At 34.6% G+C, this 19,950-nt stretch carries 15 protein-coding genes; 9 read left to right on the top strand and 6 right to left on the bottom strand.

Going from position 1 to position 19,950, the window contains the following annotated elements; genetic code table 11:
- Window positions 1–61 precede the first annotated feature (61 nt).
- Window positions 62–709, bottom strand: a complete 648-nt coding sequence (locus tag AAGU22_RS09940) for a hypothetical protein (protein WP_458718957.1) — start codon at window positions 707–709, stop codon at window positions 62–64.
- A gap of 1,193 nt (window positions 710–1,902) precedes the next feature.
- Window positions 1,903–3,195, bottom strand: a complete 1,293-nt coding sequence (locus AAGU22_RS09935; RefSeq protein WP_458718956.1) for a hypothetical protein — start codon at window positions 3,193–3,195, stop codon at window positions 1,903–1,905.
- Window positions 3,196–3,390: 195 nt separating this feature from the next.
- On the opposite strand from AAGU22_RS09935, the gene pncB reads away from it, so the two are divergent.
- The 4 genes from pncB (at window position 3,391) to AAGU22_RS09915 (ending at window position 7,144) form a co-directional block, all read left to right on the top strand.
- Entirely contained in the window at window positions 3,391–4,848 is a 1,458-nt protein-coding gene (gene pncB / locus AAGU22_RS09930; protein ID WP_458718955.1) for a nicotinate phosphoribosyltransferase, read from the top strand.
- Between the two features lie 403 nt (window positions 4,849–5,251).
- Entirely contained in the window at window positions 5,252–5,821 is a 570-nt protein-coding gene (locus tag AAGU22_RS09925) for an isochorismatase family protein (protein ID WP_458721773.1), read from the top strand.
- A 530-nt stretch (window positions 5,822–6,351) separates the two neighbouring features.
- Window positions 6,352–6,594, top strand: coding sequence for a histidine kinase dimerization/phospho-acceptor domain-containing protein (locus AAGU22_RS09920; protein WP_458718954.1), 243 nt, complete (start codon window positions 6,352–6,354; stop codon window positions 6,592–6,594).
- Window positions 6,575–7,144 (top strand): sensor histidine kinase, encoded by a 570-nt coding sequence (locus AAGU22_RS09915; protein ID WP_458721772.1) that lies wholly within the window; start codon window positions 6,575–6,577, stop codon window positions 7,142–7,144. The genes AAGU22_RS09920 and AAGU22_RS09915 overlap by 20 nt, the downstream gene beginning before the upstream one ends.
- Before the next feature lie 602 nt (window positions 7,145–7,746).
- Here AAGU22_RS09915 and AAGU22_RS09910 read toward each other — a convergent pair.
- Both AAGU22_RS09910 and AAGU22_RS09905 read right to left on the bottom strand, forming a co-directional pair.
- Window positions 7,747–8,889: a peptidoglycan-binding protein gene (locus tag AAGU22_RS09910; protein ID WP_458718953.1), complete on the bottom strand. Its 1,143-nt coding sequence runs from the start codon at window positions 8,887–8,889 to the stop codon at window positions 7,747–7,749.
- A gap of 434 nt (window positions 8,890–9,323) precedes the next feature.
- Window positions 9,324–9,506 (bottom strand): hypothetical protein, encoded by a 183-nt coding sequence (locus tag AAGU22_RS09905; RefSeq protein ID WP_458718952.1) that lies wholly within the window; start codon window positions 9,504–9,506, stop codon window positions 9,324–9,326.
- Between the two features lie 569 nt (window positions 9,507–10,075).
- On the opposite strand from AAGU22_RS09905, the gene AAGU22_RS09900 reads away from it, so the two are divergent.
- From AAGU22_RS09900 to AAGU22_RS09885, 4 genes are all read left to right on the top strand, one after another.
- Window positions 10,076–10,744: a hypothetical protein gene (locus AAGU22_RS09900; RefSeq protein WP_458718951.1), complete on the top strand. Its 669-nt coding sequence runs from the start codon at window positions 10,076–10,078 to the stop codon at window positions 10,742–10,744.
- A gap of 933 nt (window positions 10,745–11,677) precedes the next feature.
- Window positions 11,678–12,037 carry a hypothetical protein gene (locus tag AAGU22_RS09895; protein WP_458718950.1) on the top strand — a complete coding sequence of 120 codons (360 nt, stop codon included), beginning with the start codon at window positions 11,678–11,680 and terminating at the stop codon, window positions 12,035–12,037.
- A gap of 24 nt (window positions 12,038–12,061) precedes the next feature.
- On the top strand, window positions 12,062–12,898 hold the full coding sequence (locus AAGU22_RS09890; protein ID WP_458718949.1) for a caspase family protein: 837 nt from the start codon (window positions 12,062–12,064) through the stop codon (window positions 12,896–12,898).
- 534 nt (window positions 12,899–13,432) lie between these two features.
- Window positions 13,433–15,097 carry a S8 family serine peptidase gene (locus tag AAGU22_RS09885; RefSeq protein ID WP_458718948.1) on the top strand — a complete coding sequence of 555 codons (1,665 nt, stop codon included), beginning with the start codon at window positions 13,433–13,435 and terminating at the stop codon, window positions 15,095–15,097.
- 900 nt (window positions 15,098–15,997) lie between these two features.
- Here AAGU22_RS09885 and AAGU22_RS09880 read toward each other — a convergent pair.
- On the bottom strand, window positions 15,998–16,162 hold the full coding sequence (locus AAGU22_RS09880; RefSeq protein WP_458718947.1) for a hypothetical protein: 165 nt from the start codon (window positions 16,160–16,162) through the stop codon (window positions 15,998–16,000).
- Window positions 16,163–16,724: 562 nt separating this feature from the next.
- Here AAGU22_RS09880 and AAGU22_RS09875 point away from each other — a divergent pair.
- Window positions 16,725–17,639, top strand: a complete 915-nt coding sequence (locus tag AAGU22_RS09875) for a C1 family peptidase (protein WP_458718946.1) — start codon at window positions 16,725–16,727, stop codon at window positions 17,637–17,639.
- Window positions 17,640–18,436: 797 nt separating this feature from the next.
- On the opposite strand, the gene AAGU22_RS09870 is transcribed toward AAGU22_RS09875, so the two are convergent.
- Window positions 18,437–18,592: a hypothetical protein gene (locus AAGU22_RS09870; RefSeq protein WP_458718945.1), complete on the bottom strand. Its 156-nt coding sequence runs from the start codon at window positions 18,590–18,592 to the stop codon at window positions 18,437–18,439.
- Window positions 18,593–19,950 lie beyond the last annotated feature (1,358 nt).

Below are 19,950 nucleotides of genomic sequence, written 5' to 3'. Positions count from 1 at the left end.
AATAGAAATAACAGTACAACTAATATGTTCATCATTATATTTCAAAAAAAGAGTATTTGGATTAACATTTGCCACAATAAATCTTGACCGCATCATCACCTGGGATAACATAATATACGATATATTTGCCTGTTAATTCATCTACCAACAAACTTGATGAGTTGATAGTGGTATTACTATTGCTTATTTGAATAGCTGGATCATATGTTTGACCACCGTCAGAACTTTCTTGGAGAAATACCCCAAATACATTCGGGCTTACTTCCTTTTCATATTTTAGGTATGTATTTTCATGACTTGAGTCGATTTCTAAACTGCGGATAAGCGAAGTCGAATTAGTAATATCTTCTAGTGCCTTACCAAAGGATTGGCCTCCATCCAAGCTAGCAGCAACCCCCAACTGTGAAGAAGAGCTATTGGACAAACTATCATGTTGTAACCATGCACAATTCAAATACCATCCAGTGCTAGTGGTACAATCTAAATCTGTGATAGTATCATTTGTTTTGATAAGAGTATTTGTACAATGGTTTGTCAAATAATTGCTCTGATTGATTGAATCACTAACACAGTTTGTCATATTATTTGACATCGACATTTGCGCTCCACTTAATGGGAAACTATTTGTTCCATAGAGACCGATTATACCTAATATGAGTATTAGGAGGGTATAAGAGTAAAATGTTCTCATGGTATCTGATAAATCCATACAAATATATAAGACTTTATGATATTAATATTTAATGGATGATGTATACAATATATGGCAATATTGTCCATTTATTAGCATTTAGAACCACTTTTTAGAATTAGTATTCTGTTGTATACCATTTCTTATTAAACAAAAAATGAACATAATAAAAAGTGAAACTGATTTTCACTTCATGCATAGTAGCATTCTCTGCTACCTAATGATTTGGATCCAAACTACTAAGGGCGAAGTAACCAATGGAAAAAGATCTACAAATTGAAATATCGATCTCTGCATATTTAGATATCTAATTCTCTTTGGGAAGTTCTGTTACGTTATGGCCAAATCAACTTCTTAATATGATAGTTAACAAATAGATTCATCCAATTTATCATATGATTTACTTCAATTTTACTTTCGAAAAGGAAAGTAGTCATCAAAACTTTCGGTTTTGTCTTTGATGTATCGCATTTTCCTTTCAATAAAACTCTATTCATATGGAGAATGCAAATGATGCATTAGCTTTAGGAAGTGATAAATCTGCGGATATCCACGTACTCCCCTCTGTAGATCCTATATGTTTTCGAGATCTTGATGACTTTTCTTGACAAATCAAGCTGGCGCATTCGATGTGTTCCTAAAAATAAACATAGAAAGTACAAGTAAAAACCATAGCCAATGTACTTTAAAAGTGTTCTTTTTCTTTTAACATGTATAACAAAGAGAGATAGATCATCTTCAAGCTATAGGATTTTCTTTAAGTTAACAGATCCGATCCGCGAATTAATGTTGATTATTATATATAGTGCAAGGATCTCTCTTTTCTCGTTCAAATGCAAACCACAGCCACATTGACCCTACTTAATACAATTCCAATCAGCTATGTATTCCAAAGTACTTATTTTCTTAGATGACCTCATCTCGGGATGATATTTTTGAATCCTATTCCAGATTGTGACTTGATTTCTCTTGAAAAAACAGACAAGTCTTTCAAATGTTCTCCTAAGATATAGGCTTAAAAAGTACAAATACAAACCCACATAGACGTATTCCTTAGATGTCTTATTACTATAATGCATATAGAATAAGACCTATTCTTCAAGCTATAAGATTTCGTTAAATGACCCGAGCGAACCATTTGAGACCTTAAGGATTTGAACCAACCTGCAAGGTTTTTGAACCAATACAATGCATTAAATAAAGAGATTAATCTATTTCTCTGATTTTTGCTTTGATATAAGGATTTCCTCCATAATTTCATTCATATAGTCCTTGATTTCATTTTCTGAAATAGATGGGTAAATATTATCTAATTTAGACATTTCATCTGATTTCTTCTTAGTGATGTTAAAGATATTTGTCTCCATTTCTTCACGATTTTGTGCCATGCTAATACTAGATAAGAATCTGGCTTCATGTAGGACTGATTTTCTTATCATATTTCTTAGATGAACGTCTCTAGAAATAGACACCGCAGAATTATAAAGCCCTGTAAAGATCATAAATGCCGCCATACCAACAAATGAGACATTCGCCAACCCAAACGGGGGATAACCTGTCTGAATCACTGTTGCAAATGCCGCAATAAAATAAAAAATAAAACCATATCCAGCAATAATTAGGGAGGACCTGGCAATTTTGTTATCCTTTATCGAGCGCGCCACTGAATAAAATCCTATCCCAATAAAGATGCCAATAACTGCAGCCGAATAATCATACGATAACCAAAATGATAAATCTCCAAGTGGGGTTGCTTGAGTTACGGGGTTATTTGGAATAGCTGAATCGAATAATATTGCATAAAAGTACGTAAACAAAAATATAGGCAAGATTACTAATATCCAAAACCTTGTTCTTCCAATTCTCTTTGAATGATGTATTAGCAAAAGGACCGTAGCCGCCCAAGTCATTATGAAATATCCTGCCATCGAATATAGTTGTATAAGTGAAATAAAATACATGGGTGAACCATCTGGAAAATGAGTCTCAAAAAGGACTACGATGTCAGGGGTTATAATGCTGATTTCTCTTTCGTACACTATAACGTATTCAAAGTATATCAATGAAACTGCAGCGTTAATTCCTATCAATGAAACTGCTATTCCAAATAGAAGAGTGACTATACTTCTACTAACCGTAAACCATTTAAGCAATTTGCTAGCCAGAATACCCATAAGAACAGTAGCAGTTCCGTAACTAATTGCGATCGAGATCATAAGCTCATATTTGTGATAACTTAGTGTGAGCAGGATCTGAAAGATGATTACAAACATTACTGCTGCCAAAATAATTTGTTCGAACTGAACTAAATTATGAATTGAAAATCTTCCGAGTTTCATGGGACCGAGATCCTTTGGAAGGTACTTGTGGTTAAGTATAAAGAATGGACATATGATAAAAGCTATTCCAATAGCAATAAAGAGTGCTATTCCATATATAGAAATGGAAAAACTGAATATTATATCAGAAAGAACGTGTATAGAGGTATCTGCAACTAAAGCCATATAGAAAACTATTAACATAATGTATATTGTTTTTTTATTTTGAAAATGAGGCCTTTTGAATATGTTCAGCATTATTTGAATAGTATAAACAAACAGTATGACTTATCATTTTCTCTTGAATTTACCATCTTCGAATCTCAAAATGCGGTAATTTGACGTATGGGCTTATTATCTACTCTGTTAAAATATACTAAATTGAAATATACTGATGGTAATAATTTCGAGGGAAATACAGCGCTTTTGACGGACTTTTATGAAATAACTATGGCTGCTGGGTATTATTTCAGTCAATATCACAAAGATTGGGAAACAAAGGGTATCTTTGAATTATTTGTGAGGAGATTACCTAAAAATAGGTCATATTTAGTAACTGCAGGGTTACAACAATCAGTAGAATATATTTTGAATTTCAGGTTTAACAAACATGAAATAGAATATTTAAGGTCACTAGATGTATTTAGAGGAATAAGACAAGATTTCTTTGATTATCTGCTGAAAATGAGGTTTACTGGAGACCTATGGGCAGTGCCAGAAGGGACTGTTTTATTTCCTACTGAACCAATACTTAGAATCGAAGCTCCAATCATTGAAGCTCAGTTATTGGAAACTTACCTTTTATCAACAATCAATTTTCAAACTCTCATCGCTACAAAAGCTTCTAGAATTTGTAATATTGCTAATAACAAACCGATAATTGAATTTGGTTCAAGAAGGGCACATGGACCAGAAGCTGCTTTTTTAGCGGCCAGGGCTGCTTATGTAGGAGGATGTGCAGGTACATCAAATACTTTGGCCGGCATGCAATTCGGTATCCCTGTTTATGGAACTATGGCACATTCATTTATAATGAGTTTTGATAGTGAAATAATTGCGTTTAAAGAGTTCCAAAAATTATTTCCTGATGGTTACCTTCTAGTGGACACTTACGATACATTAAACGCTATAAAAATGATGATCAAAGAAGGAATATTACCAAAAGGAGTCAGGCTGGATAGCGGAGACTTGTTGTATTTAAGTAAAAAGATAAGGGAAATGTTTGACGAAGCTGGCAACCGTGATCGTGATTATTTTAGTACAAAAATAATGGTAAGCGGTGACTTGGATGAAAATATTATAAAAGAATTACTCAAAAATAAGGCTCCAATAGATAGTTTCGCTGTTGGTACGGAGCTTAGTACATCACGAGACGATCCGGTACTAAATGGCGTATATAAAATGGTAGCTACAATAATACAAAGAGAGGACAAATCAGATCGAAGTAATAAAGAAACTAAACTTTTCAATAATATTGAGAATACTGACGGAAAAGCAAGTACACAAAAATCAATTATATATAAAGTAAAAACAAGTCCTGGTAAACATACATACCCAGGTCCCAAACAAATTCACCGAATACTTGATGATAAAAGGATATTGATTCAGGACATAATTTCACTTGCCGACGAGCTCATTGAAGGCTCTCTACCGCTTTTGGAAAAGATTATTGAAAATGGCTCTATTGTAAAGTCGTTACCTTCACTAGATGCAACACAACTATATCATACCCAACAAGTTCAAATGATTCCGTTTCTAACGAATGTGGATCAAGTTCAGAGTTTTCCTGTAAGTTACAGTAAAAAATTGTTAAAGCTGACAGATGAATTAGGAGTATAAAGTTAATGTAAGAATCATCAACGATTGCATATTGTTCTAATTATGACTATGTTCCATATCTCCCATATGGTTCTTTAATCATTTATAATTTTTTAATTTATATTTTGTACCTGCTGGTCCGATAAGGGAAGGTTTGGGCCGCTTTCTGAAAAGGTTAATGTAAAATCTTTTAGATGTTAAAGTAAAGATCATACTTCCCTCTATCGTTAATTTTTCAGATAGATAAATCCATAGAATGTTACTATCTCCGATTTATATAATTCATTGATGCAATAATCAAATTGTAAGTTATCATTAAGATCTTTTGGAATCAGGTCTAACTAAAAGCATCAAAATACCATACGGTATAATATTAGAAAGGAAAATATCAAGTACTAAAGTATTAGCTTAGTGTGAGAAAAACCTGGCAAGATATGCAATTTTAGTATTGGACATGTTAAATGATTTTATTAAAGGTAGTTTAAAATGCGAGCGGGCGTTAGAGATTATTCCAAATATCCGCACTTTATTGGATTTCGCTAGGGGTGCTCAAATTCCTATCTTTTATTGTGTAGATGAACATCTTCCCACTGATAGATATGAATTAGACCTATGGGGACCGCATGCAATGAAAGGTACCATTGGACAGCAAATTATTGATGAGTTGAAACCTCTAAAGGGTGATAGCGTTATTACGAAAAGAACCTATAGCGCGTTTGATAGAACTAAGTTAGACAGTGCTTTAACCAGGGCGTATGATGGAAAAGGCGTCGACACAATAATTATTACTGGAGTACATACACATATTTGCGGAAAACATACATCATACGATGCTTTTACAAGGGGATTGAAAATAGTAATAGCAGAGGATGGAGTGCAAGCCTTTTCAGAAGAAGAACACCTATCTGGCCTTGAATATATTAGAAAAATTTATGGTGCAGATATAGAGAAAATAGACAAAATTATTGACCTTCTTCTTGTTAATACACGATGACTAAAACCAGTCTAAAAAAGAGAATACCTATACCAAGTTTTCAATTAGTATCAGATTACAATTATTCAAACCTCTGCTATTACATAAAGACGTCAATCAAAAAATATGTTTAAGTGTTTAATATTACATCAAAAAATTTTTGAAATACATTATCCAATCTAAGATTGCTTTCATATATTTTAATTAATCAATTTTTAACAATGTGTGAAATTCACTATTTATCAGATATTTTTTAAGCTTTGAGTATTTTTTGAATCATTTCCAACTGCAAGTCTTAGGATAGAAGATCTGATAGTGATTGATTCATTAGACTAATTCAATACTGTGGAAATGGTACCAAAGAAGTCGCGAGGATTGCTTTCAGGCTTTGTTCGAAGTGGATATTCATTTGGATTTGTGCTTCCCCCCGTCATGTACCTTTTAGTGCTCAATATCTTTCCAATCAACAAATTTGTTGATTCTGTAGTCTTTGCAACATACTCTAACAGCAGGGCTACTGTATTATCTTATGTATCCATATTTGAGAGCTTTTGGAAGCGATCAGAACTAGTAAAGAAATTAAAAGAGCAGAAGAACTTGAGAAAGATTTTGTACATATTGCAGCCCACGCGCTAAAAAATCCAATACAGCCAATACTCGCATTAACAGAGATTTTAGCACAGAAGAAGCCAGACGAAAATGAATTTCAAAACATATTAAAAATCATCGATAGAAATACAAAGAAGTTAATTCAATTAACAAATGATATTTTAGATTACAAAAATAGAAACTAATAAGTTAACTTTAGATAAAGAATCGTTTAACTTAAATGATTTAATATCCGACATAGTTGAAGATTATAAAGATCAAATTAAAATTAAACATATAAAATTAAAACACGAATTTTTTTATTTTGATAAAAGTAATAATGGTGAGGAGCAGGATAAGAAAAAAGAAATTGAAGAAAAACAACTAGAATGCAAAAACAAAATAAGGCCGCTATACATACCTGCTGACAAAACCCGCATAACTCAAGTAATTTCCAATTTATTAAATAATGCTATTAGATTTACTGAAGAAGGTATCATAAAGATCCTTATTGAAAAAAAATCTGATGAACAAAAAGTAGTAATTAGTATTAAGGATACTGGTAGTGGCATAGACTCATCTATTGCCAATCACTTATTTTCAAAATTCATCACCAAATCAAAAGGAGGAACAGGCTTGGGATTGTATATTTCAAAGAATATTATTGAAGCTCATGGTGGAAAAATATGGACTAAAAACAATAAGGATGGAAAAGGTTCAACCTTTTCCTTTAATCTTCCATTACTCTTAAAATAAAATATACATTAAAAAAGGTGCTTAAAGTGGTTAGACAATTATAGACCCGTATACTATGCGGGTTCGGTGGTATGTGAAACAAATTTGGTCCATTTTTATTACTCAACATTGCTAACGTAGAGATCCTATTCGATTGAAACCATGAGGGTATCCACATGTTTTAGCATAGAAAAACTTCAGTAGTCATAGGTTGTATGATCTTTTATTACAGAAACTAGTCTAATCTAGTTTAGGGTTTAAATAGGATTCTACAGGGAAAAAGATATTTAAAAAATATAAACATCAGAAATAGACCAGCTCTTTACTCATTTCATTTACCTAAAACATTTGTTTTAGGTTGTAGTTCGTAAAAAGATGTTATTGCAAATAGAATTGTAAAAGAATGAGTCTTTGTATCTTGTTCATTTAAAGTCTGAATACAAGTTTTTGCACAGCTCCCACGCAAAATAAATCAAGTTAGCTTATTGGACCTTGCAACAAAAATTATTTCTGGATTTTGTCCATACATACAGTATCATAAAAAGAGTAATCATTTACAAACGGTCATCAATCCTAACTCAAAAGGAGATTTATCCTGTTTACGATTTACAGACCACGAGTATTCAATTTAAAATACCGGTAGTTCCTCTACTTAGAGCATCGTAATTGTCATTGAGTTTTTGCGGTGTCACGTATCTAGAATACCATTTCGCTTTCATCGATGAATTTAATGCATCTGCTGTTAATGCTCCCATTATTCCATCATGAGACAGAGGTTTAGTTGTCAAGTCCTTTCCATACTGTGGGTGTTTCTGAAATGCTACTACGGCATTTTTGGTATCATCACCAAAAAAACCATCTGTGCCTTTTGGACCTACGGAAAAGCCTCTATCAACTAACATTTGTTGCATATGTTTAACGAGATCTTTTCTGCTATCGCCCTTGGTTAGTGGGCCACTTCCACCTTGTCCAACATTTCTTAGACTCCACGCATCAAGTGGTCCAGGATTTTGTGGATATGGTGGCAGAGCAGCTTTAGTGGAACCAGATATTTCAAAATGTATTGCGTCAACAGGTAAATAAGGTGAAGAGCCAACGCTCCAGTCAATTCCCCAAGCTAAGCCTAATTTTTGTGCAATATTCTTTATGGTCTGATATTCAGGAAATTGTTTGGGTCGACTGTCTGAATTAACGGCTACTCTTCTCGCGTCAGAATATGCTTTGTCGGGTCCCAACAGATCACGAAATATGTTCATATCTATTGCTAGAGAAGGATCAAACGTATGTGCACTATGAGGCCACCTACATCCACATGGACAATCATCTTCTACTGCGGCTACAGGATTTTGTTTTAAGTCATTATCAATTACTACTTGTTGCGCCTCTCTTATACCTTCACGATCATCAGTTATTTTTTTCAATTCCTTGAAGAGATCCAGTGCATTTCTCTGAATCTCTGAAGCTTTTTCCTGTGTGTTTGCAGCAGCCCTTACATTTGTCTGTATCTGACTATTACTCCATGTGATCATCCTAGCATAGTGCCATTCCTTTTGTATATCCTGACAACGATGGCACCTAGTTACTTTTATGTAAAGATTATTTTTCTTAAGTTCGGTGTTAAAATCAATAATTTTTTGCATCAATTTAGCATCAAGTTGATTGCATGTTTGATTCTTGTCATCACCCACCTCTTTTTTAAATCGTTCTAATAGATCAGGAGAAGGAGATTCACGCTCTGACTGATCTTTTTCATCTGTGGTGCGCATATAGGCTTTTTATACTCGAAAAGTAATTAAGGCTTACTCGATATGATATAGAAGAAATATAACATCATCACTAGATATTTGGATATTGGTTATTGCATAAACCCAAGTAATGAATTGATGTATTTCTTAAACGATGATTCAGATACAATCTCGGTGATTTGATTAATGCCGCATCCATTTAAAGTCATTATAGAGTTAGGAAAGTAAAGTTACCTCGAGAGTTTTAATCAAATAACGCGAACAATATGAGACAAAAAAATCACTTATCCTGGTAAAGAAGGATTCTACTTCATAAATTATTAAAATACAAACAAATGAATATAAATGTCGGTATTGTTTTATATTAACGTTACTAAAACTAGTATTGGGTTCGGTGGAATTCAAGACAGATTTGACTTAATAAACCCACTCAGCAAAATAGCGGCTCTGTTAACTTAACCACCATCTGCTATCAAAAAGGAAGTAAACCGTGTCCTGTCCATTTCCATAGGCAAGCATATTACAAATAACTTCAGCCAGTTCCAAACATGTTGTCTGTCACAACCTGATTTCCTGCAAGGAAATCGGTCATCAAAGTATTCTGTTCTATCCTTAATGTGCTGGATGAACCTCTCCATCAGATTCTTAAGTTCAGTATCATATACATGATGAGACCGTCTCAACCATTTGCAAGTATCATTCTATCACAAGGCACCGTCTGTAAATATGGATTTCCTACCGTACCTATTATGAAGTTGTTTAAAGAACTGGTAACAGACAAATATCGTTTTCTCGCGAGAAAGATGCATCATCAGACATACGTCTAGGTTGGGCTCATAGGCTATCCACAACCGATAGCCATGACCATCTATCTGAAGAAGCATTTCATCAACAAATATCTCCTTGACTAAACGCTTGTCCATCTTGAACACCCTGTCTGCACAATCTGAATATTTCTGAACCCATTTCCAGATAGCTTAATGAGTCCTTGTAATTACAGTAGACAAACATCTCGCTTCCAACCTCAAGCTTCTAGAACTAAAATATAGGTACAATCCATAGCGGATGGTGGATGGGTAGGTCCTATTGCGTTTCATACTACAATTAAATGCTAGGATACGCCTAGCTATGGTTCTTGTCGTAAGTTAACAGAACCTGTTCGAGACCCTCGTATTTTTATAATACGAAGTTTCATTGATGCAAATATATGTCAAGTAATGAAGACCCTAATGTGCCCAATAGTAGGATGGGCATTCCATCAGTAGAGAAGGATAAAACTACCACAGGAACGAAAAAAGGCTTTGATACTCCAGTAAAGAACCGTACATTGAACGAAGAATTACTGAATGATGACAGGCGATCGATTGCCCCGCGACCGTCAAAAGACACGGAAGGTTATTGGAAAAAGATGGATAAACACTTTGAAGATATCTTGAATGATTCCAAGAAAGCCTTCAAGATGAAGACAATTATAAATATAATGCTGGTAATTATAGGTGCGATCCTAATTGCGAACGCAATTACCTATGCTTGGATAAAGGGAACATCAGACGGTTGGAGTTTATTCAGTGGTGGGATTGGTATGGGCGTTCTGATTTCAATGTTCTTCTATAAATCCCAGGATGCCATCAGTAAGGCAGTTGCAAATTTATCGGTAGTTGACATGGTATTCAAATCTCACTATCGCGCTTTTGAGTCTATAACCGATTATGACTATAAGGCTGATAACTCATTACCTCATAGGGAAATTGGAGATCTAAAAGAGATGCTGGAGTTACTAGAAAAAAACACAAGGGCACACGTTGAACTGATTCAACAAGTACAATTAATAGAAGCAACCAATTCACAGGACACGGATTCCCAAAAGGGCAGTTAAGGAAACAACGCGTCTAAAGCTGAAGTAACAAATGTCAATTATCGTTCTCGTACGGGAAGGTAGTTCTAAAACCGTTTTGGCTAATTCATTATCTTAACATAAAATTAATTTTTCCTATAATAGCTGTTGTAAAAGGGTTTAGGGGAAGCCAATAGTTGATTCGATCGATGTTTTCAGTATAATTTTACGGCGCCAAACAATTCACTATGGTATTACAAATTTAATTTTGATTGAGTATTAATGATAGATGCAGAAGAATTCTTTAGATACTTATATAGTTATGTCTTGTTCTTTGCCCAAACTCTTTTTTAGATAACGTATGTCAAATACTTGATAAAAAAATAAATGGATAAATAATTTCTCCCACAAACTCCTAAATCTGCGTTTCCAACTTTAGTAAGCGTTGATTTGGATTCAACATTATAATTGTTCCACCATTTAGTCCCAACATTTAGTACTGTAGTCAACAGTTTTTTAGGATCGTTCCTAATATCCATGGACTACGGGAGGCATTACTGAAAGAGTACATGAAAATCACGTTCTTTTCGCAGGATGTAGGAACGATCAACCCAGTGCTGGTGCCCACATTGGTGACTTTTAAAATGGCGCTTTAGATATAGAATGAACGTCATGATGCTTGGAAAGATAGTTTCTTTGTTTATCCTCTTTATACAGGTACGAGACATATTACTGGCAGTGATGCAACTCGATTCAAATTAAAATATAACATATGAAACATACAATGATTTATTAAAATAGATTTAACTTTTCAAAAAGTATTTGACAATTAAAATAATAATATAATTGAATCCTTAGACAATAATTGACTAGGGTAAATCCTAATTTAGTAATATTAAAGGATTGTATTAATGATACAATATTTTGGGATATTGGATATAAACTTAAATAGATGGATAACGATGAGAAGATCACATGTCAAAAGGAACAGATGTTTCACCAGATCAAGAACGTTTACTGAAAGAGGGATGGGAATACGTAAAACAACATTCAGACCTGATTGATAAGCTCGTGGCTTGTTTCAAGGGTTCGGATTCACGCGAGATTTCACCGGAGCAAGACCAAGAAGTTCGTGCTATCTTAGAACAGGTTAAGAACGACGCCACGCAAGGATCTAGGGACCTAACGTCAGCAAATGTTTCTTCTGAAGATCAAGAACGCGTCGCCGCCGCCGCCATCATTGCAGGTGCGCATACAGCCTATAAAGTTTATCAGAATCCCACAGTCAAAAAGACAGTCAAAAAAGTTTGGAATGAGGTTTCGAGTTGGTTCTAAAAATAGATCAGATGAAATAATAATATGAATAATAGAAAGGCCCTGACTATAGGAATTAACCAATACCAATTTTTTCCCCACTACGCTTTACGTGGGTGTGTTAATGATGCAAAAAATATGTCTTCGGTATTAAAAGAGTACTTGAATTTCAAAGATTCTGATATAACAGTACTGCAGGATTCAGAGGCAACCAAGGAAAATATTTATAAAAACATAGATTCGCTAATTAAAAAATCACAAGATGGTGAATGCGATTATATTGTCATACATTTAGCTGCTCACGGTACACAGATACCTGATATAACACAGGATGAAACTGAAGACCTAAAAGATGAGGTTTTTACAACATATAATCTAAATGTAGAGGAAGGAAATTGGTCATTGGGTACTGTAATAGATGACGATGACTTCGGTAAAAAACTTTCGGCCATACCGGAGAAATGCCTGTGTGAGGTATACTTAGACACCTGTCATAGTGGTACTGGGCTGAGGTTCTTAAGTCTAGATCAAATTCCTAGATATATACCTCCTCCAACCGAAATCAATAGGGAACTATCTACTCGCCAAGTTGAAAATCACGGATTAGCAGACACTTTAAAAGAAGAGGGAATGCCCCCTAACGTAGTATTAATGACAGGATGTCAATCTGATCAAACAAGTGCTGATGCCAAAATTGAAAATGATTATCATGGCGCATTTACATGGAATCTATGTAATGAATTACGCAAATCAAGTAACCGACTATCTAGATATGAATTAATGAAGAATATTAGAAATGCAATGAGAGAGAGATTTCGTCAACTACCTCAACTGGAAGGAGTATCAGGTATTAAGGACGCGCCTTTAGGTCAACTAAAATAAATTTATTTATTTTATATATCGAAAACCTGAAGATAGTAACAAGACCGCATATTTTTTTCCGGTCCCAATTATAGAATAGAATTGTATATCTTCAACACAGTAAAAAAGATATTTCTTAAACAAGGTATCATTTACCTTATTCAAGTAGTACTTGAGGAGACTTTTTTTCTAAATTTTGAGCTTTATTAGTAAAGAATCAGAGTTGTGTAACAAAGAAAATTTTAGATGTTTGAGTTAGATATCTTTGCTTCATTTCATCTGTTGCTTTGTGTGTCTTCCGGAAATACCCATATATTATTTGAATAAATTGCCTCTGCCACTTGAAAAGTAGAACAAGACAGTAAATTTTATCTAACTTTAGTATGTGCTATAATATTGCAATAGGTGCCCACTATTAACACTGTGAGAATATTTGATCTCTAAATATTATATTGTGATGTTTAAGAGTATTCTTGAATAATAGTGGAAATATCTTAATAAGATACACAAAAACAATATATATTTTTAAAATAGTTCTGCACTAAGAATCATATAATGAATAACTCAGATAACTCTGATAAAAAGAAATTAATAATAGATGAAGAAAATCGTGTCCAAGTAGCTGTCGAATTTACTAAACCGAAAACTACGGACTCGCGTGATCTGACACTAACAAGAGACCTAATGCAACAAGGCTTTGAATTAGATACTGAATATGGAGCTATTCCTATAACTCCAATTCCAGAACTGGCCCGTAGCTTAGATTCAAGGGGGATGGATGTTGTAATTGTGAGGGGAAAGATCGATAGAAATAAGATAAAGGATCTTGAAGCTCAACCCAATGTGGTCAAGGTTTGGGAGGACACTGCTGGAATCAGGCCCTTTAAGAATAAAGATGACCATTTCATTCAAATGAGTTCAGTTGCTAGGGGTTCTTGTCCTATACCGCCATGTGATTGTGATCCCGGCACTCCGAAGGGAACTATTAACGACGTAGCGAACTATCTTGGTATACATGCAATTCATGCAGATGGAATTAAAGGACAAAATATTGTCGTTGCCATTCATGATGGGGGGACTACTGCGGAAGGTAAATCTATAAGATCCCAAGATACGATTCATACAAGTTGGCCCGGAAAGCTTATACCGAATGTAATCGATGGATCCGTGTCTGATTGGGGTACTACTGGTGTGGATTGGGACTGGCACGGGAATATGTGCGCGACTGATGTTCTGGGAATTGCTCCTGACGCAAAGCTTTATGACCTTAGGATAACCGGAGACACATTAACAAGTGCATATAGAAATTTCGATTGGGCCATAAATAGACATAAGGTAGATGGAACACCACACATCATTACCAATAGTTGGGGCTATTACCAGAGAGAATGGGATCCAAACTATACTATAAACCCTGATCATTTTCTAACTAGGAAAGTGATAGAAGCTATTAATGAAGGAATAATTGTTCTTTTTGCTGCTGGAAATTGTGGGGGTAATCCGTGTGCAGATGACAGATGCGGATCTGATACTGGTCAAGGAAGGAGCATTTGGGGTGCAAACGGACATAAACAAGTGATTACTGTCGCGGCGGTTAACAAGAATGAACAATATGTTGGTTACAGCAGTTGTGGACCAGCTGCGCTGGATCCAAATAAACCAGACTTTGCTTCTATCACCCATTTCACAGGTTTTTTCAATAGTGATAGTGGAACCTCCGCGGCAACTCCAATTGCTGCAGGTGTTATTGCATTACTGAAACAGAAATCCCAATCAGTTACTCAGGATGAAGTCAAGAATGTTCTGATGACTACTGCTAAAAATAAAGGTGGATCTGATTTGAAGATTTTTTTGGGTGCGGGTATAATTCAGGCAAAAGCAGCATATGATAAGTTATCGAGACAGACCGCTGTTATTACTCCCTTACCTCCAGATGAGATGAGGAATCGTTCTGAGGGTGGAAATGGTCCATTAGTTTTAAATGATCCTAGATCTATGTTGGTTAAAAATCTTCAAATCATTCTAAAAAAACTTGGACATGAGCTTGGAAATTCTGGCCCTAATCATGATGGGATAGATGGGAAATATGGTAATAAAACACATACTGCAGTTTTAGAATTTCAAGCGACACATAATGACATACATGGTAATAAACTTCAAGCTGATGGTAAAGTCGGAAAGCTTACAGCTGAAGCTCTAAATAAGTCAGTACGTATCTAAGGCTAAAGGGCCTTTCACTATTGCCCTACATAATTTAATTTTATCTGCGGTTTTGCTTAATAGTAAAAATATTCGTATGTACTTTAGTCATTTACTGTCTTCTTTTGATTCTCTTTTTTCTTCTCGTTGATTCATTGCTTTTTTCTTCCAAATGGTGAACGCCAGATACCAAAACTAGGTAAGCGTAACCTAATATTATTCTCAATCTTGCAGCCTTGGAAACAACTTTGTTAGTGTCGTTTAGCCGTACTTTATCATCCTTTCCTCCATCACAGTATGTCTCGTCACGTGAGCAGTCAGACTCGCAACCGCCGGAATCGTGAATAATATTATTTCCATTGTAGTCATATAGATCATCCCCTCCCGCCTTGATATATATAATATCCCGGTTATCTCCACCCTATATTCAGTCATTTCCTTCCATGCCAGCCAATGTATCGGGGGCATGTTACGTTGTCGTTTCCAGATGCAGTATCGATAAAATCAGGTCCATCATCACCCTAGTAAAATATAAGTGATTAAAGTTCAACATTAGATGATTAAAAATAAATGATATGACTACCAAGTAAAGTATAAACTAGTGGGTAAGAATATCATAACAGTGATAAAAAGTCAAAATTATATGGAGACATCTATAGCTTTAAACTAAATTTTCTTCTGAGGCTATTGACATCAAAGAAAACTAAACAACTTCGACATCTGTGTATAACAATAAATTATCTGAAAAATGTGCATTAATATTAGTACTGTTACTGCATGTTCCAAGGAACAATATCAGGATTCATAAAATCATACTTCTGTAATTGATTTTGTATATGTAAAATTATTAGGCTTACATTCAGTAGCAATAAGCTCAGAGATATACTATGAAACCATATGAATAATGAGACAAAACTGATCTCATATCATGATTGTTGATGACAAAATTTTGCAAAGAAATAAATTTAATCCTTCGACTTCCTTATCTTTTGCTATTAATCTCCGGTCAACTGAATTTTCGTTGTTATTCTTTTCTTCTAATTCTTCAATCATACTCTTTAACTTAGTTTCCTTACTAATACTCAATAGTTTTATATCTGTAATATATACTAGTAACCTTTCATCTTTATATGCTTTGTAATATACCGAGTATAAGTCAGTTTTGTGTCCGACAATCATTTTTTTGATAGTCTTGTCTACTTTAGCCCTCTGAAGTTGAGTGATTGCAAAAATTCGGAAAGAATGACATGGATATAATTCATTTTTATGAGATACAATGTATTCAAGAGTTTTGAGACGATTTCCAAGGGCTTCTCAAATTCATTTTCTTTAATCGATTAACAATATAGCCTCTAATTCCTTGGGCTGTCACCGGTTTTTTGAAAATAGTTGAGGAGAAGGGCCCCCTACATGTGTCAAACTGTTTTGTTATGAAATAGGCTTCAGGTGGATCCCAATCTCCTGTTTTAGAAACCTTGCATAGGTTGTTTTGTAGATGCTATTTACTAAAAAATATGCTAGCTCAATACATTGGCAGATATTGGCATTAGCTCTGTTATGTCTACCAATTGTGTAAACAAAAAAGTACTGACGCACATACTTCAACAAATTACTTATATAAAACATCACTGGCACAAAAATGAGAAAAATGAGTCAGACTACTATTAATGGGAAGGGAACAGGATGGATTCCTGATTATCCCAGCATAAGAGATTATACGTTAAGTGCTGAAGAGGTCAAGCCACTATTTTCAGAGGTAGGCGTAGATACTACCCAATCAACAGCAAAGAGCAAAAAGCTTTCTCTCCCTACAAGAGTAGACCAAATAAGACAGTATTGTTCTCAAGTTGAGGATCAAGGGATCCTGGGTTCATGTACTGCACAAGCGGGAGTAGGAATGGTAGAGTATTTTGAAAGAAAGGCATTTGGAAAGCACATAGATGCTTCTAGTTTATTTCTTTATAAAGTAACGAGGAATCTTTTGCGGCTTCGAGGAGACACAGGAGCATACTTAAGAAGTACAATGGGGGCTATGAGATTATTTGGCGTCCCGCCAGAGGAGTATTGGAAATACGATATATCTAAATTTGATAGAGAACCACCTGCATTTTGCTATGCTTTTGCTAGAAACTATCAGGCGATCAATTATGTCCGCCTTGACATACCAAATATCACCAAGGAAAATCTTCTATATACAATAAAGGACAATCTGTCAAAAGGAATTCCTTCTATGTTTGGTTTCACTGTTCATGAATCAGTTGAGCAGGCTTCTGCTGCTAATTCTTTAGCAAAAGGCAATATTCCATTTCCCTGCATCACAGAAAGAGTTCTTGGAGGACATGCAGTAATGGCGGTAGGATACGATGATGACCTAAAAATAGAAAACAATGGTTGCGGTGAAGAGACTACAGGAGCTATTCTTATACGTAATTCTTGGGGTACAAACTGGGGCAATCAAGGCTATGGCTATTTGCCCTACAAGTATGTGCTACGGGATCTTGCAGTAGATTGGTGGATAATAATCAAAACCGATTGGGTGGATACCGGTAACTTTGGTTGTTAGTGACAGGTGCTAGAAGGCAGTTGCATTATTACTCATCTTCTTTTATTTTGCAATAGATAGTATTTAGCGGCCTAAAAGAGAAAAAGAAGAAGAGATATGGCTCATATAACATTAACAAGAAATTCGTTTAATTTAGCTGCTTTTTTCTCCCAAGCCTTTTTGTAGGCTATTATGGGCGCTTATAGTTCTATTTTTATGAATGGATAAGAAAGTACAAAGTATACACAGCTATTGGTAGTTGGACCCCACAAATAAGTGAAAAAGAAGAATTAGCTAGTAGTGTTATATCTCTTGTCTGAAACCAACTACAACAACATCGTGGAATCAAGGCCCAACCTTTTATCTTATTGTCTCACACTTTTTTTTACAGCTTTTCCTCTAAAATATTTGATTAGAGGACCAATATTGGGTGGAATTGTCAAATTTGTAGTTTTGATGGAATGTTTTTTGTTATCATTTGTTTCAAATATTATCTTATATTCCAAATAATCGGCCCCACGTAATGGAGAAGAATCAGCAGCTTTTGAATTATTGCAAAGAGTGGAATAACATGTTTCATGATTCGTTATTGGACAATGAATAAGATCATATAAAATTCATTGGAGGATTGTTAAGTTATTATTTTTTCATTTGTTATAGCGGATAAAAAAGAATATTGCAAGATACCTTATAATAATGTATGAAGCATTCTAAAGTGAAAAGATTAATCACTCACATATAGTTAGCATGTGCTTCAAAAGCCACAATGCAATTGAAACTTTCGTTTGTTTCATTTGGTATCAGCGCTTTGCTTATGCTCAGCTTTCTGTCAATGACAAACATATATACAGACCATCGTTATCAGCGTGTCTATTATTGCCGTTGAAAATTAAATCTGGAACCATGATATCTGAGGCTAGGCGGTGTAGTCTATGCAGCGGATTTAGCATCTTTTTTAGTAAGATTGCTTTCATCTATTTTAATTGATCAACTTTTAACAATGTATGAAATTCACTAATTATCAGATATTTTTTAAGCTTTGAGTATTTTTTGAATCATTTCCAACTGCAAGTCTTAGGATAGAAGGACTGATAGTAATCAATTCATTAGACTAATTCAATTGTATGGAAATGTTACCAAACAAGTCGTGAGGATTGCTTTCAGGCTTTGTTCAAAGTGGATATTCATTTGGATTTGTGCTTGCCTCCGTCATGTACCTTTTAGTGCTTAATTTCTTTCCAAACGACAAATTTGTTGAAATAGGATGGCAAATTCTGTTTTTCACATGATTAATTCTTGGATTAGCGGCATTAATAAATAGATTAAATATAGTTGAATCAAAAGTATAGTTAGAATCCAAGGAACAAAGAAAGGAGATACACAAAACACCATTGAAAAATATTTTATCTGATGTGGTCCAACGAAAATGGATTTTTTTCGCATTAATAATTAAGACCTGTCTCATGTGTTCTTATTATACATCCATAGGTTTCATGCCTGTATTTTTAGAATACTGTGGAAATTAACAAAAATGATGTCGCAATAATAATGATTGAGTAACGGTTGCAGCACTATTAGGCACCATATTTACAGGACCCGTTAGTCAACTTATAGGAAGGATGAAAATAATAACAATTTTGCGATTGCATCTATAATACTATCCGTACCATTACTTTGAGGTTTGTTTATTTCTACAAATATCCCACAAAAAAATATTTTTTGCATTCACATTGATATTCTTGTCCGTAACAGCATTTGGTCCTATGCCTGTGTTCTTATCAGAAAGATTTCCGACAGAAATAAGAAATACTACCTCGGGTCTTGTTTACAATGAATGCTTGATAATTGGTTCATGGTCTCCGATTATTGCGAAGTCCTTTGTCTAACAAAAAATCTGTTTCACCAAACCTTATTCCATTGGTACTTGCCTTGAATATTTCAATAGGTGCAATAATCCTTATGATAGGTTCTAGATTGAATCCAGATACTCGGGATGTGAATCTAAATTAACCTTAATTGACCATAGTGAGTTTGAGACTATTATTACTTTCAAAAGGAAAGGTTTTGCAGAAGGGTTAACTCAGTCAATATAGCCCTGCTGGAGGAGAAGAGGAGAGGAATAACTGGGATAATTAAATATGCGGGCTTATATTTTTAAGCTATCAATACAATAAATAGGCGTGCTGCATACTTTCAGGTTTACTTACAAAATGCCTCAAGTATGTTGGACAGGAAAGTATTTGCATTAACAAAAATGTTTTGTATGCTGGGGTCAACAGAATCTTGTAGACACTCATTCTTCCACCAATTATTGATAAATCAAATATGATCT

It is taken from the genome of Candidatus Nitrosocosmicus sp. R (assembly GCF_054408505.1).
This window is presented reverse-complemented; position numbering and strand designations above follow the sequence as displayed.

Bases quoted from the DNA above. Each gene is read 5' to 3' on its own strand.
- AAGU22_RS09940 (WP_458718957.1), bottom strand. From the start codon at position 709: ATGGATTTATCAGATACCATGAGAACATTTTACTCTTATACCCTCCTA.
- AAGU22_RS09935 (WP_458718956.1), bottom strand. From the start codon at position 3,195: ATGGCTTTAGTTGCAGATACCTCTATACACGTTCTTTCTGATATAATA.
- AAGU22_RS09910 (WP_458718953.1), bottom strand. From the start codon at position 8,889: ATGCGCACCACAGATGAAAAAGATCAGTCAGAGCGTGAATCTCCTTCT.
- AAGU22_RS09905 (WP_458718952.1), bottom strand. From the start codon at position 9,506: ATGGAGAGGTTCATCCAGCACATTAAGGATAGAACAGAATACTTTGAT.
- AAGU22_RS09900 (WP_458718951.1), top strand. From the start codon at position 10,076: ATGTCAAGTAATGAAGACCCTAATGTGCCCAATAGTAGGATGGGCATT.
- AAGU22_RS09895 (WP_458718950.1), top strand. From the start codon at position 11,678: ATGTCAAAAGGAACAGATGTTTCACCAGATCAAGAACGTTTACTGAAA.
- AAGU22_RS09890 (WP_458718949.1), top strand. From the start codon at position 12,062: ATGAATAATAGAAAGGCCCTGACTATAGGAATTAACCAATACCAATTT.
- AAGU22_RS09885 (WP_458718948.1), top strand. From the start codon at position 13,433: ATGAATAACTCAGATAACTCTGATAAAAAGAAATTAATAATAGATGAA.
- AAGU22_RS09875 (WP_458718946.1), top strand. From the start codon at position 16,725: ATGAGTCAGACTACTATTAATGGGAAGGGAACAGGATGGATTCCTGAT.
- AAGU22_RS09870 (WP_458718945.1), bottom strand. From the start codon at position 18,592: ATGAAAGCAATCTTACTAAAAAAGATGCTAAATCCGCTGCATAGACTA.